The organism is Actinomyces sp. 432 (assembly GCF_009930875.1).
Lineage (GTDB): Bacteria > Actinomycetota > Actinomycetes > Actinomycetales > Actinomycetaceae > Actinomyces.
The window spans coordinates 1,920,650-1,935,060 of sequence record NZ_CP025249.1 but is presented as its reverse complement, the minus strand read 5'-3'; the positions used below and the strand labels follow the sequence as shown (position 1 = coordinate 1,935,060).

Sequence of the window (14,411 nt, the reverse complement as noted above, 5' to 3'; positions counted from 1 at the left end):
CGTGTGGCGAAAACGTCCTCGTGGGCCCGAAACCCTCCACGATGTGGAGGGTGTGGGGCGAATGAGGTCGTATTCGGTCGGCGTCGGGTGGTCGACTACGACCTCACACGCCCGAAAACGACCTCGTCATCCCCGAAACGACCCGCTGCGCCCGGCCGAATACGACCTCACCAACCCGAGAACGTCCCCCGGTGGCGAATACGTCCTCGTGGGCCCCAAAACGACCTCCGCGCGGCGAAAACGACCTCGCCAGCCCGAGAACGTCCCCATCAGCCCGAGAACGACCCTCGAGCGCGATCGCCACACCACACTCCCCACCCGCCGCGCCGCCGGGACACGCACGCCATACACCACTCGCCGAACCGCTGCCGATCCACCCACCAAACCCCCAAACGCGAACAGCCGGTTTTGCTTGGTATTTCGGTGTTCTTGGTTTTGGGTTGGTGGGGGTTGGCCAGCTCCAGCGTGCGCCGCGGGGGTTGCGGCACGCTGGAGGTGGTTGGGCTGGTTCTCGGCTTGTGCGCTTTCCGCGTGATTACGCCGTTTCTGTGGAAGCGTACTCGGAGTGAGCGTGCGGCGCGTGCTCGTGCCGGGCCGGATCTGCCCGTGCGGCGCAAGCAGGCCACCGCCGACTCCGCCCGCCCGTGGGCTCCGCCCTGGTCCTAGGCGCCGCGGCGCGCAGTGGTAACCGGATGCTCCCCTGTCTCAACGGCCGATGTCGCGGCGCGACAGGGCCATACAGGCAACTGCTACCAGCAGGGCGCTGAGCCCCCACAGTAGTGCCAGGCCGCCCCAGTCAAAGCCATTGCTCAGAGGGCGGTCGCCGAATGCCCAGTAATAGGGTGACAGGTGCGCAAGCCAGTCCAGACCGGTGGACATGCCGGAGACTGCGTTTAGTGCATAGCCGAGCGCAGCCACCGTGGCGCCGGCACCGAGCGACCAGGCACTCCGTCCCGTCAGCGCGCCGACCGCCAGCGCGGAAGTTCCACAGAGCACGGCGAGACCCGCCCAGGAGGCGGTAGCAGCCAGCACATTGGCGGTGGACAGCCCCAGCTCTGCGACTGGGTTGAGCGCCAGCAGCACAGCCACTGTGACGAAGGAGAGCCCGAGCACCCGTAGAACCAGTGCGGCTGCGGTCTGGGCCGCGTACTGCACGCGGCCCACGGCGTGGGCGAGCGTGAGCTCCAGGCGTCCGCTCTCCTCCGCGCCCGCGATGAGGTGCGCGCCCCAGGCGGTGGCGGCGATGGCTGCAAGGACGAATCCGAGCAGACCGAAGAAGGTCGCCTGGGCATAGCCCGCACCCGTGGCGATCTGGTCGTATCCCAGGACGGACACGAGCTCTGCGGGCAAGGCGTCGAGGATGTCCGCGAGTTCGGGCGTCTGCAACGACGGGTAGACCGGCAGGTACAGCGCCAGCACCGCCGCGAGTGCAACGCTCCAGCCGAGCAGCGAGCGGGCGCCCTCGGCGAGGTGCCGACGCAGTATCGGCGCGGTGGCGCGGGGTCGGGAGGCCGCCGGTCGGGAGGGGATCATGCGGGGTCCTCTTGGGCGTACAGGTTGAGGATCGACTCCTCCAGATCGGGTTCTTCGATCGTGAGCTCCTGAACCGTGAATCGTGACAGGCCCTTGACGAGCTCGTCCGCCGGTCCGCGGAACGTTCCCTGAATGCGCAACTGATTGCCCGGTGCCGGCTCAATCTGCAGATCACTCAAGATCCCGGGATCTGCCAGGCCGACGCGAATCTCCTGCGCGGTCACCTCACTGAGCACCGCGCGCACTCGGGACACGGCCGCCGGACGCAGGGTGGAGACCTCGCCCTCGGCCACAATGCTCCCGCGGGACAGCACGGCGGCCGCATCCGCGGCATGCTGGATCTCGCTGAGGATATGAGAGCTGAGCAGCACGGTTCGCCCGGCGTCGCGCGCCTCGCGCACCAGGCCCAGGAACTCGCGCTGCATGAGCGGGTCCAGGCCGCCGGTCGGCTCATCGAGGATTAACAGCTCGGGGGAGTGCATGAACGCCTGGATCAGCCCGAGCTTCTGCCGGTTTCCCTTAGAAAGTGACCGCACCGGACGACTCAGGTCAAGGTCGAGGCGTTCGGCCAGGCCCTCGATCCGACCTGGGGCGACCGGACCACTGAGCTCGGCCAGGTGGCGCAGTAGTGCGGCGCCGCTGGTGCGCTCGCCGAGGTTGAGCTCGCCCGGCAGGAAGCCGATCCGGCGGCGCAACTGTGGGCGGTCGGTGGCGGGCGAGGCACCGAGCACCGAGATAGTGCCACTGGTGGGGCGCATGATGCCGAGCAGCATGCGCAGCACCGTGGTCTTCCCCGCCCCATTGGGACCGATCAATCCGTACACGCAGCCGCGCTCCACCTGTAGATCGATCCCCCGCACCGCGTGCACGTCCCCGAACCGCTTGTGTAGCGCATGGGTAGCAACAACTGCCGACATGAGTCCTCCCGAGCCGATGGCGTGTGCCCATTCGGCACCCGGCGGGGGTGCACGTACAAGTACGCTACGGAGGCAATATGGCAGGGGCAAGGCCGGTCCGTGAGCCGGACACCGGGCCTGTTCACGTGTTCCCCGGCTTGTCAGGGGAGAAAAATGTCCGAATCCGGGACAAACGCCTGCCGCCGGTCCAGTCGCCAATCTTGAAGCCGCATGATTCCAACGACTCAGAAATCGAGGGCCGGTGTTCCAAGGCCATTTGCCCCCAATAGTGACAATGCCGGTCGCGGCACCGCTCTCGCGGACCGAGCCGCGTCCCACCCACATCCTCAAACCAGAAGAGTCACTAGACTGGTGACGTGCGCGCGGATTCCCAGGCTGGTCAGGCATCCTCTGCGCCCGGGGCGGTGGGGCGGCAGATGAGGTCGGAGGCCGCGAGTGGGTGCGCCACCCGAGCCGAGCTGCTGGACGCATTCGCCCGCTACCTGGACCTGCAGCGTGGCCTGTCGGTGCACACGGTGCGCGCCTACCTCGGTGACCTGGCGGAGCTGCTGACCTTCCTGGGCGTCGGCGAGGAAGACGACGAACCCGTGGGACCCGCCCTCGGCACCCTGGACCTGCCGGACCTGCGCGCCTGGCTGGCCACCATGTCCGCCGACGGCGCGGCCCGCGCCACCCTGGCCCGCCGCGCCGCCGCCTGCCGCACCTTCTCCAACTGGGCCTACCGCAGCGGACTGCTGCAGGCCGACGTCGCCGCCCGCCTGCGCTCGCCCCGCGCCGACGCTCGCCTGCCCGCCGTGCTCACCCCCGCGCAGGCCGCCGCCCTGCTGGATGCGGCGGCCGACGCCGTCGCCGCAGCCGGGGACACAGCCGGCGACGACGCCGATGCCGGCATGGCCAGGGCGCTGGCACTGCGCGACCGGGCGATTCTGGAGGTGCTGTACGCCACCGGCGTGCGTGTTTCCGAACTGTGCGCCCTGAACCTGGGGGACGTGGACGCCGCGCGTCGCACCATGCGGGTCTTGGGCAAGGGCGACAAGGAGCGCACGGTGCCCTACGGCGGGCCCGCCGCCGCGGCCCTGGAGGACTGGGCGGACGTGCGGCCTGCCGTAGCCGCCGCCGACGCCGGGGCGGCCCTGTTCCTGGGCGCCCGCGGTCGCCGCATCGGGCCGCGGGCCGTACGCGAGATTGTCCACCGCACGGCCGCCAGCGCCGGCGTGCCGGACCTGGGCCCCCACGGTCTGCGCCACTCCGCGGCCACCCACGTGCTCAGCGGGGGAGCGGACCTGCGCAGCGTGCAGGAACTGCTGGGGCACTCCTCGCTGGCCACCACCCAGCGCTACACGCACGTATCCGCCGAGCGCCTGCGCGCCGCCTACGCCCAGGCCTTCCCGCGGGCCTGACGGCAGAGCCCACCGAGCCGGCGAGGCCGACCCCGGCCGACAGAGTTCCGGGAGGGGCGGCGGGTCGGGCTGCAATCAGCTCAGCGGCTTCAGGCGTATCACCGCGGGCTGAAGCAGGCGCAGCGGGTTGACGTAGGTCTTCGGGCCGGTGCGGGCACCCCAGTGCAGGGCATCGGCGCCGTCGGCGCGGTGACCGGGCTGCAGCGTGCCGATCACTTGGCCGCGCGCTACGGCCTCGCCGGCCTTGACGCAGGGGTCCACCGGCTCATAGGTGGTGCGGATGCCGTCGGCGTGGTCGATGGACACCACCGGCCGTCCGGCCACCATCCCCGCGAAGGCGACCGTCCCGTCCGCGGCCGCCAGCACCTGCGATCCCGCCGCCAGCGCCAGGTCCACGCCCCGGTGCCCGGAGCCCCATACCACTGCCGGCGGATCGAAGTCGGCCAGCACCGTCGTCGCCATGCCCGTCGGCCAGGCGTAGCGCACCCTTGTGGCCACGACCCCGAGCAGCGGCCCCGCGGGTTCCGCCGCGGTCCCGGCCGCAAAGGCCTGCGGCGGCTTCGGGTCGCCGCCCCGCCAGGCCATGACCACTGGCCGTGGTGCGGCCCCGGCTGCTGCCGCGGGTGCGGCTGGCGTCGGCGCCAGGGCCAGGGCGGTGCCAACGGCCGTTGTGGCGACGGCCACGGCCAGGCTCCGGGCCGACCGGCGCCACCCGCCCGGGCGCGGAAGCCCCGTCTCACGGCGGGAGCGGGCGTCCACAGTGGCGCCATCGGGCCGGGTGGTAGCGCGCTCGCTGCTGCCTTCCGGGTCGGCGGCTGCGGTGGGGACGCGTGGAGTGGAGTCGTTGGCGCCGGGGGCGGTTGCTGTGAAGTTGCTCATGACCTCAGGGTGCGTCGGTGCGCGGCGGAGCGCATCTGCGCGACCGTCCGCCTGTGAATAACTGGCCTGGTTGCCTGCTTCCAACCGGGCCTGTGGACACCGGTGCGCTGCCCCCGCCGACGAGTCGGCCATGGCTGCACTAGGTCGGCCGGGGGCTTGGGAGCGGCGGGGGTCAGATACCCGCTGGCGCTGCAGTGGTGCTGTGATAACCTCGCGCCCGCAGCCCTGCGCGGGCTCGGAGCATTCTGCCGGGCCGGTGCGAGGCTGACTTCGCGTGTCCGCGCCCGCTCCGCCATCGGTGGGGCGGGAACGTCCTTTCGGGCGCCATGGCCGAGGTCCCGCACTGCGCAAGCACTGCAGGTGGCCGGGCGCCGCGGGCACCAGGCCCCATGCCCGGGCTCCGGGCAGCCGCGCCCCGCCCACGGGGCCTCCGGTCAACGGGGAGCAACCAACCATAAACGGGCGACCCGGCCGAGCCGCGGGCGTCCCCAGACCTGCGCGCCCGCCGGGCGCGCCTGAAAGGACCCTCATGGCGATTGTGACCATGCGCCAGCTGCTTGAGAACGGTGTCCACTTCGGCCACCAGACTCGCCGTTGGAACCCCAAGATGAAGCGGTTCATCCTCACGGAGCGCAACGGCATCTACATCATCGACCTGCAGCAGTCGGTTGACGGCATCAACACCGCCTACGACTTCATCAAGGAGACTGTCGCCCGCGGCGGCAACATCCTGTTCGTCGGCACCAAGACCCAGGCGCAGGCCGCCGTGGCCGAGCAGGCGCAGCGTGTCGGCATGCCCTACGTCAACCAGCGCTGGCTGGGCGGCATGCTCACCAACTTCGCCACCGTGCGCGGGCGCCTGGACCGTATGAAGGAACTCGAGCAGATCGACTTCGACGACGTGGCCGGCTCCGGCCGCACCAAGAAGGAACTGCTCATGATGCGCCGCGAGAAGGACAAGCTCGTCAAGACCCTCGGCGGCATCCGCGACATGGCCAAGCCGCCGGCCGCCATCTGGGTGGTGGACACCAAGAAGGAGCACCTGGCCATCTCCGAGGCGCAGAAGCTGGGCATCCCCGTGGTAGCCGTGCTTGACACCAACTGCGACCCCGACGAGGTCACCTACGCCGTCCCCGGCAATGACGACGCCATCCGCTCCGTCACCCTGCTGACCCGCATCATGGCCGATGCCGTCGCGGAGGGGCTGGTCTCCCGGTCCGCCGGCCGCGCCCGCACCGGTGAGGAGGCCGAGGTTCCCGCCGCCGAGGCGGAGCCGCTGCCCGAGTGGGAGGCGCAGCTGCTGGCCGGCGCCGAGAACGCCGACGCCGCCGCGAGCGAGGAGCCTGCCGCGGCCACCGTGAGTGAAGCCCCGGCGGCTCCCTCGGATAGCGAGCCTGCTCCCGCCGAGCAGGCCTGATTCCAGTAGCCGCCCGTTCACTCCAATCTCAGCAATTTCAGGAGATATCCATGCCCAACTACACCACCGCTGACATCAAGGCGCTGCGCGAGAAGACCGGCGCCGGCATGCTCGACGTCAAGAAGGCGCTCGACGAGGCGAACGGTGACGCCGAGAAGGCCATCGAGATCATTCGCGTCAAGGGCCTGAAGGGCATCGCCAAGCGCGAGGGTCGTTCCGCCTCCGCCGGCCTGATCGCCGCCAAGGTGGTCGACGCCGACGGGGCCCAGGTGGGCGTCCTGGTGGAGATCAACGCCGAGACCGACTTCGTGGCCAAGAACGAGAAGTTCCTCGACTTCGCCGAGAAGGTCCTCTCCGCCGCCATAGACTCCGGCGCCGAGACCGCCGAGGCGCTGGCCGAGGTCGCCGTCGACGGCACCACTGTCAAGGAGCTCACCGACTCCATGCAGGCCGTCATCGGCGAGAAGATCGTCGTGCGCCGCGTCGGCCGCCTGGCCGCCGACCACGTCGAGCTGTACCTGCACCGCACCAACCCCGACCTGCCCGCGCAGGTGGGTGTGCTGGTCGGTACCGACGCCGCGGCCGGCGAGGTCGCCCACGACGTCGCCATGCACGTGGCCGCCTACTCCCCGCTGTACCTGGACCGCGACTCCGTCCCGGCCGAGGTCGTGGACAAGGAGCGTGCCATCGCCGAGGAGACCACTCGCGCCGAGGGCAAGCCGGAGAAGGCCATCCCGAAGATCGTCGAGGGCCGCATGAACGGCTTCTACAAGGAGAACTGCCTGGTGGACCAGGCCTACGCCAAGGACCCCAAGACCACGGTCGGCAAGGTCATCGCGGCTACCGGCGGCAAGCTGACCGGCTTCGTCCGCTTCCGCGTCGGCGCCTGAGTCTTAAGGCGACAATCCCCGGCACTCCCGCACGCTGCGGGGTGCGTGCGGTGGGGCCCGTGAGCACTGCGCTCACGGGCCCCACCGCTGTTCTCCGAGGCTGACGTGCGACCCGGTCCGCTCATCGCCGACGGAGGACGGCTACGGCACGGTAGGCTGTGCCGAGCGCTGACGCGCGAGCCGCCGAACCGTCCGCACCCCGCCAGGAGGCAATACGCATGAGTGAGTCCCCAGAACGCGACGATCGCATCGCTCACGGCACGCACCCCCGTCGGGTGCTGCTCAAGCTCTCCGGCGAGGTGTTCGGCGGAGGATCGGTGGGCCTGGACGCCGATGTCGTCGCCGACGCCGCCGGGCAGATCGCCACCGCCATCAAGCAGGGCGTGCAGGTGGCAATCGTCGTCGGCGGCGGGAACTTCTTCCGCGGCGCGGAACTGTCCGCCCGTGGCATGGACCGCGCCCGTGCCGACTACATGGGCATGCTCGGGACGGTGATGAACGCCCTGGCGCTGCAGGACTTCATCGAGAAGGCCGGAGTGCCGGCGCGCGTGCAGTCAGCGATCACCATGACCCAGGTGGCCGAGCCTTACATCCCGCTGCGCGCCATCCGCCACATGGAGAAGGGCCGTGCTGTGGTGTTCGGAGCCGGAGCGGGCATGCCCTACTTCTCAACTGACACCGTCGCCGCCCAGCGCGCACTGGAGACCCACTGCGACGAGCTGCTGGTTGGTAAGAACGGGGTCGACGGCGTGTACACCGCCGATCCGCGCCGCGATCCCAACGCCGTCAAGCTAGACCGGCTCACCTACGGTCGCGCCCTGGCCGACGGGCTGCAAGTGGCCGACGCCTCGGCCTTTGCGCTCAGCCGTGATAATGCGCTGACGATGCGCGTGTTCGGCATGGGCGAGTCGGGAAACATCACCCGCGCCCTGATGGGGGAGGATATCGGCACCCTCGTCACTCTCGACTGAGCCGCTGGGGCGTCGGCACCGTTGCCGACGCGCTCGAGCGCCTCGCAGCAAGGCGCCGCAACAGCCTCCGCAAACAACTTCTGCGAACAAGATCTGCAAACAACTTCTGCGAATTACCGAAGGAACCCACCATGATCGACGATGTCATGCTTGATGCCGAGGACAAGATGGACAAGGCCCTGGAGGCCGGCAAGCACGAGCTCGCCGCCATCCGCACCGGCCGCGCCAACCCGTCCATGTTCAACGGGATCATGGTCGACTACTACGGGGCTCCCACACCCCTGCAGCAGCTCGCCTCCATCACTATCCCCGAGGCCCGCTCAGTGATCGTCAGCCCGTACGACCGCGGCGCCATGAAGGAGATCGTCACCGCGATCCGCGAGTCCGACCTGGGTGTCAACCCCACCGACGACGGCACTGTTATCCGCGTGACCCTGCCAGTGCTGACGGAGGAGCGCCGCCGCGACTACGTCAAGCTCGCCCGCTCCCGCGCCGAGGAGTCCCGGGTGCAGGTTCGTGGTGTGCGTGCCAAGGCCAAGAAGGAGCTGGAGGCCATCAAGCGCGACGGCGAGGCCGGCGAGGATGACGTCAAGCGCGCCGAGGGGGAGCTGGACGGCCTGACCAAGCGCTACGTGGAGCAGATCGACGCCGCCCTGGCAGCGAAGGAGTCTGAGCTCCTCGAGGTCTGATTCCGCCCTCCCCAGTGACCCAACCCCAACCGTGAGTCTGCTTTCCAACCTGCTCAGCCCGCCGCCTACGCGCAACCGCGCCCCCCTGCCCGCCACCGGCAGGGCCGGGCGTAATCTGCCCGCCGCCATCGGGTCGCCGTCGTCCTGGTAGGGGCGGTCCTGGCGTCGCTGGTCTTCAACAAGGCCGCCTTTGTGGGCGTGGTGGTCCTGGCGGTGTGCGGGGCCCTGTGGGAACTGGCAGGGGCCTTCGCGCGCAAGGGGATCCGCTTGCCACTCGCACCCTTGTGGATCGGCACGCTCGGGGTCGCGGTGAGCGCCTGGAATGCGGGTGCGGAAGTTGCCCTGGGGGCGTATATCGCCACTGCCGGCGCCTGTGTGCTGTGGTGCTTCCTGGACCAGGCCGAGGCGGAGTCCGGCACAGTCCTGGAGGAGTCCGGACATGACGTGCTGCGCACGGAGGCACACGACGCCGTACGCCGCTCCCGCTCCGTTAACGCCTCCGCCTCCGTGTTCGCCGCCACGTACCTGCCCTTCTTGGCGGGATTCGCGGTACTGCTGGCGGCCCAGCCGCACGGGGTCGGCAAGGTCCTCACACTGATTGCCCTGCCGGCCGCGAATGACACTGGAGGCTGGCTGGCCGGCATTAACTTCGGCAAGCACCCGATGGCGCCCCGCGTGTCGCCGAAGAAGTCATGGGAGGGCTTTGCCGGTTCACTGGTTGCCGCGGTTGGTGCTGGTGTGGCCTGCCTGTGGGCGCTGGGAGGGCCGCCGGCGGCCGGCGCGGCGCTGGGCGCCACCGTCGTGGTGGTCTCCACCCTGGGCGACCTGGGGAGTCCCTGCTCAAGCGCGACCTTGGGCTGAAGGACATGGGCACCCTTCTGCCTGGGCATGGCGGCCTGATGGATCGGCTCGACTCCATCCTGGTGGCGGCGCCGGTGGTCTACGTGTTCAGCCTGCTCGTGGGGTGAGGTAGCCGCATCCCAGGTGCCGACCACGGTCTTGAACTGTGACTAGCGCCGTGGCACCGGTGAGCGGGCGCGAGTACGCTGCCCCAGCGGCCGCCTGTTCCGCGGCGCGGGTCACAGTAAAAACACAGCAGAGCCCAGTAAGGTTGAGTAAGGATCACGGAGAGGAGCACAGACAGGATCATGGTCGCAGTGCGCACCATCCATGATGCCCAAGGTGCACATGACCGCCGCCGCGCGCCCGCCCGCCCGCCGGTCCCGCCCGGCCCTGCGGACCGTGGCCGCGTCCAGGTGCTGCCCACCGACCAGCCGCCCGAGGGCGCCACCAGCCCTGACGCCCGCCCCCGCCTGTCCTTCGCCGTTCCCCCGGCCCGCGGCAAGGCCCCCCGGCACCTGGCCGACCTGGACCTGGCGGGCCGCAAGCAGGCCCTGCGCGAGGTCGGCCTGCCCGCCTTTCGCGCCGACCAGCTCTCGCGCCACTACTTCACGCACTTCACGCGCGAACCCGCTGACATGACGGACCTGCCCGCAGCCCAGCGCGAGCAGCTGTGCGGCGAGCTGCTGCCCGACCTGATCCACGAGGTGCGCGCCCTGCGCGCCGACGGTGGCCGTACGATCAAGCACCTGTGGGCCCTCCACGACGGCGTGCGCGTGGAGTCCGTGCTTATGCGCTACCGGGACCGCACCACGCTGTGCGTCTCCTCCCAGGCCGGCTGCGGCATGGCCTGCCCCTTCTGTGCCACTGGCCAGATGGGCCTGACCCGGAACCTTTCCACCGGCGAGATCGTGGAGCAGATCCGCCACGCCGCGGCGCTGTCACAGGCGGGCGGCCTGACCGGTGGCCCCGCGCGCCTGTCCAATATCGTCTTCATGGGCATGGGTGAACCCATGGTCAACTACAAGAACGTGGTGGCGGCGCTGCACCGGATCATCGACCCCGCCCCGGAGGGCTTCGGTCTGTCCGCCCGCGGTGTCACCGTCTCCACCGTGGGCCTGGTACCGCTGATCCGCAAGCTTGCGGGCGAGGGCCTGCCGGTCACCCTGGCCGTGTCCCTGCACGCCCCCGACGACGAACTGCGCGACGCCCTCATTCCTGTCAACTCCAAGTGGAAGGTCGGGCAGCTACTGGACGCCGCCCACGACTACTTCGAGGCCACCGGACGGCGCGTGTCCATCGAGTACGCCCTGATCAAGGACATGAACGACCACGCCTGGCGGGCCCAGCTGCTTGCCGATGAGCTCAACCGCCGCGGTCGCGGCTGGGCGCACGTGAACCCCATCCCCCTGAACCCGACGCCCGGCTCCATCTGGACCTGCTCCGAGCCGCAGGTCCAGGACCTCTTCGTCGACACGCTCCGGCGCGCCGGCATCACCACCACGGTGCGGGATACTCGTGGCAGCGATATTGACGGCGCCTGCGGCCAGCTGGCCACCGAGGCGCTCAACCAGGAAAGGGCGGCGCACACCCGATGAGCGACATGTTCCCCAAGGTCGGCCTGCTTAAGCAGGGTTACCGCGTAGAGCAGGTGGACGGCTACTTCGAGACCGCCCACGAGATCTACGACGCCGGCGAACTGGCTGAGATGGACTCCGAGGGGGTGCGCACGGTCGCCTTCGACATCGTCCACGGCGGTTACCGGCCCGATGCCGTCGACGCTGCCCTGGACCGCCTCGAGGCCGCCTTCCTGCAGCGCCGCCGTGCCGAGTACGTGGCCGCCAACGGCCGCAAGGCCTGGATGGACCAGGTGGCGCAGCTGGCCACCACCCTGTACCCGCGGCTGTTGCGCCCGGCCGGTGAGCGCTTCGCGTCGGCCACCAGGCAGGGGTATGACAAGCAGGCCGTGGACGCGCTCATGGACCGCATCGCCGCCTACTTCGACTCCGACGGCACCCTGACCTCCACTCAGGTGCGTGCCGCCGTGTTCCCCGCAGCGCGTGGGGACAAGGCCTACGACGAGGCCAGTGTGGACCGTTTCCTCGCCCGGGCCGTCGAGGTCCTGTTGTCGGTGGAGTGAGGGGCGCGTGACTGTCACAGCTGCGGGCTCCGGCGCCGTAGTCGTACTCGGTTCCACCGGCTCCATCGGCACCCAGGCGCTGGACGTGATCGCCCACCTGGGAGCCCACCCCGGGGCCCCGGGCGAGCCCGGCCGGGTGCCGACGCCCCGCGTGGTCGGCCTGGCTGCGGGCGGCGGCCGCCTGGATCTGCTTGCCGCGCAGGCCGTCACGCACGCCGTGCCCCGCCTAGCCGTCTCCGCCGCCGGCACCGACGTCATACCCCGCCTGCGCGCCGCCCTGGCCGACGCCGCCGCCCGCGCGGGCCGCCCCGACCCCGTCACCGAGATCCTGACCGGCCCCGATGCCGCCACCGACCTGATCGCCGCCGCAGGCGTGGGGGAGGGGGACGTGGTCCTCAACGGCATCACCGGCTCGGTGGGCCTAGCCCCCACCCTGGCCGCCCTGCGCTCCGGCGCCACCCTGGCCCTGGCCAACAAGGAGTCCCTGGTGGTGGGCGGCGCCCTGGTAAAACGGGCCCTGCGCCGCCCCGGGCAGGTCGTGCCCGTCGACTCCGAGCACTCGGCCATCGCGCAGGCACTGCGCTCCGGCGTGCACGAGAAGGGCTTGACCAGCCCCATCCTCACCGGCCGCAGTGAGGTGCGGCGCCTTATCCTGACCGCCTCCGGCGGGCCCTTCCGCGGCCGCCGCCGCGCCGAACTCGCGGACGTCACTGCCGCCCAGGCACTGGCCCACCCCACGTGGGCGATGGGCCCGGTGGTTACCGTCAACTCCTCCACCCTGGTCAACAAGGGCCTGGAACTGATCGAAGCGCACCTGCTGTTCGACGTCCACCCCGCAGACATCACCGTGGTGGTGCACCCCCAGTCCGTGGTCCACTCCATGGTGGAGTTCATTGACGGCGCCACCATCGCCCAAGCCTCCCCGCCGGACATGCGGCTGCCCATCGCCCTGGGGCTGACCTGGCCCCACCGCCCCGACCTGGCCGGCCTGGTGACCCCCCAAGCGTGGTCTGAGCCCACCGCCTGGGCCTTCGAGCCGCTGGACGCCGAAACCTTCCTGGCCGTGGATCTCGCCCGTGCGGCCGTGGCCGCCTCCGCCACTCACCCCGCCGTGCTGAACGCCGCCAACGAACAGGCCGTCGCCGCCTTCCTCGACGGGCGCCTGCGCTGGCTGGACATCGTCGCCATCGACGCCGCCGTGCTGGAGGCCCACTGCGGGCAGCCCGAGCCCGGACTCGATGACGTGCTGGCCGCCGACGCCTGGGCGCGCGCCCGCGCCGACGAGCTGATCGCCGCCCGCACCCGCTGACCGTACCCGCCGACCAGGAGACCCCTTGAGCCACACCCTCGCCTACATCCTGGGCATCGTCATACTCATCATCGGCATCGGCCTGTCCGTCGCCCTGCACGAGCTGGGCCACATGCTGCCCGCCAAGCACTTCGGCGTGAAGGTGCCCGAGTACTTCATCGGCTTCGGCCCGAGGCTGTGGTCTACCCGACGCGGCGAGACCGAGTACGGCATCAAGGCCATCTGGCTGGGTGGCTACGTGCGGCTGCTGGGCATGCTGCCTCCCGCCCGGCCCGGCCACCCGGACAAGCCGGGCTCCATGGTTGCCGAGGCCCGTGCGGAATCCCTGGCCGAGCTCGGCCCCGACGAGCAGGATCGCGCCTTCTACCGCCTGAGCACGCCCCGCAAGCTGCTGGTCATGGCCGGCGGCATCCTCACCAACCTCGCCCTGGGCATCATCTGCCTGACACTCGCCCTGGGAGTGATCGGCCAGCCCGCCCTCACCTCCACCCTTACCTCGGTGGCCGAGTGCGTATCCTCAGACATCGACGCCGGCGCCGCATGCACCGACGCCGACCCCGCCTCCCCGGCAGCCGCAGCGGGGCTCCGGGCCGGAGACACGATCGTCTCCTGGGACGGCGAGACCACCTCCACCTGGGCGGATGTGCAGACCGCCATTGGTGCTGCCGGAACCGAGCCCGCCGTCGTCGTCGTGAAGCGGGACGGGGAGGAGCTGACCCTGACCGTCACCGCCGTAGAGGTGCCCCGCACCGTCTATAACGCCGACGGCGTCCCCGCCACCGATGCCGAGGGCGAGGTTGTCAAGCAGCTGCGCCCCTACGTGGGCATCGGCCCCGCATTGGGAACGGTGCGCACGCCGCCGGGCGAGATCCCGCAGGTGGTGGGATCCGCCGTCGGCCTGACGCTGAAGGCGATTGCCACCCTGCCGGCGGGCCTGTACCACGCCGTCGCCGCCGGACTTGGCCTGGAGGAACGCAACGCCGAGGGACTGGTCAGCCTGGTCGGGGTGGGGCGCATCGCCGGGGAGGTATCCAGCGCAGGCACCGGTACGGACGCGGGCCTGCCCTTCTCGATGCGCCTGTTCTACATGCTGAGCCTGCTCGGATCGCTGAACCTGGCCCTGTTCGCCTTCAACCTCGTACCGCTGCTGCCGCTGGACGGCGGGCACGTCGCCGGCGCCTGCTGGGAGGGCCTTCGCCGGCTGTGGGCCCGTGCCCGCGGCAACCCCGATCCCGGCTATGCCGATACCGCCAGGATGCTGCCGGTGGGGCAGGTGGTCTTCTACCTGCTGATCGTCATGGCGGTGGTCCTGATTTGGGTGGACATCGTTGCGCCCATCTAGGTGGCGGCGCAGTTTCCGCGGGGAGCGGACGACCCCGGGGCGCGCACCGCTGTGATCCGACCGGCACGGCGTCCAGGCGCCACC

General features: G+C 70.5%; 12 protein-coding genes and 1 pseudogene. 10 read left to right on the top strand and 3 right to left on the bottom strand.

The genetic code is table 11. From position 1 onward, the window contains the following. Window positions 1-705: 705 nt before the first annotated feature. A complete protein-coding gene (locus CWT12_RS08080) occupies window positions 706-1,533 on the bottom strand; it encodes an ABC transporter permease subunit (RefSeq protein WP_202616173.1) in 828 nt (275 codons plus the stop codon). Further along, a complete protein-coding gene (locus CWT12_RS08075; protein ID WP_161924398.1) occupies window positions 1,530-2,450 on the bottom strand; it encodes an ABC transporter ATP-binding protein in 921 nt (306 codons plus the stop codon). Before CWT12_RS08075 ends, CWT12_RS08080 begins: the two co-directional genes overlap by 4 nt. A 416-nt stretch (window positions 2,451-2,866) precedes the next feature. Between CWT12_RS08075 and CWT12_RS08070 the strand changes: the two genes are divergently transcribed. Next, window positions 2,867-3,850 carry a tyrosine recombinase XerC gene (locus tag CWT12_RS08070; protein WP_161925381.1) on the top strand — a complete coding sequence of 328 codons (984 nt, stop codon included), beginning with the start codon at window positions 2,867-2,869 and terminating at the stop codon, window positions 3,848-3,850. A gap of 75 nt (window positions 3,851-3,925) precedes the next feature. Here CWT12_RS08070 and CWT12_RS13980 read toward each other — a convergent pair whose 3' ends face one another. Beyond that, a complete protein-coding gene (locus CWT12_RS13980) occupies window positions 3,926-4,729 on the bottom strand; it encodes a M23 family metallopeptidase (RefSeq protein WP_237564096.1) in 804 nt (267 codons plus the stop codon). 529 nt (window positions 4,730-5,258) lie between these two features. On the opposite strand from CWT12_RS13980, the gene rpsB reads away from it, so the two are divergent. The 9 genes and pseudogenes from rpsB (at window position 5,259) to CWT12_RS08020 (ending at window position 14,327) form a co-directional block, all read left to right on the top strand. Then, window positions 5,259-6,146, top strand: coding sequence for a 30S ribosomal protein S2 (rpsB, locus tag CWT12_RS08060; protein WP_161924397.1), 888 nt, complete (start codon window positions 5,259-5,261; stop codon window positions 6,144-6,146). Between the two features lie 50 nt (window positions 6,147-6,196). After that, the gene (gene tsf, locus CWT12_RS08055) at window positions 6,197-7,036 is read left to right on the top strand and encodes a translation elongation factor Ts (protein ID WP_161924396.1); all 840 of its coding nucleotides are present in this window, start codon (window positions 6,197-6,199) and stop codon (window positions 7,034-7,036) included. Between the two features lie 218 nt (window positions 7,037-7,254). Continuing rightward, complete coding sequence (gene pyrH / locus CWT12_RS08050) at window positions 7,255-8,007, top strand: UMP kinase (RefSeq protein ID WP_161924395.1); 753 nt, start codon at window positions 7,255-7,257, stop codon at window positions 8,005-8,007. A gap of 131 nt (window positions 8,008-8,138) precedes the next feature. Then, window positions 8,139-8,696 (top strand): ribosome recycling factor, encoded by a 558-nt coding sequence (frr, locus tag CWT12_RS08045; RefSeq protein ID WP_161924394.1) that lies wholly within the window; start codon window positions 8,139-8,141, stop codon window positions 8,694-8,696. A 31-nt stretch (window positions 8,697-8,727) separates the two neighbouring features. Then, a pseudogene (locus tag CWT12_RS08040) lies at window positions 8,728-9,664 on the top strand (phosphatidate cytidylyltransferase). Between the two features lie 180 nt (window positions 9,665-9,844). Further along, window positions 9,845-11,134 (top strand): 23S rRNA (adenine(2503)-C(2))-methyltransferase RlmN, encoded by a 1,290-nt coding sequence (rlmN, locus tag CWT12_RS08035; protein WP_237564095.1) that lies wholly within the window; start codon window positions 9,845-9,847, stop codon window positions 11,132-11,134. Further along, window positions 11,131-11,676 (top strand): DivIVA domain-containing protein, encoded by a 546-nt coding sequence (locus CWT12_RS08030; protein ID WP_161924393.1) that lies wholly within the window; start codon window positions 11,131-11,133, stop codon window positions 11,674-11,676. The genes rlmN and CWT12_RS08030 overlap by 4 nt, the downstream gene beginning before the upstream one ends. Before the next feature lie 7 nt (window positions 11,677-11,683). Continuing rightward, window positions 11,684-12,985 (top strand): 1-deoxy-D-xylulose-5-phosphate reductoisomerase, encoded by a 1,302-nt coding sequence (gene dxr, locus CWT12_RS08025; protein ID WP_161924392.1) that lies wholly within the window; start codon window positions 11,684-11,686, stop codon window positions 12,983-12,985. A gap of 25 nt (window positions 12,986-13,010) precedes the next feature. Continuing rightward, complete coding sequence (locus tag CWT12_RS08020) at window positions 13,011-14,327, top strand: M50 family metallopeptidase (protein WP_161924391.1); 1,317 nt, start codon at window positions 13,011-13,013, stop codon at window positions 14,325-14,327. Window positions 14,328-14,411 lie beyond the last annotated feature (84 nt).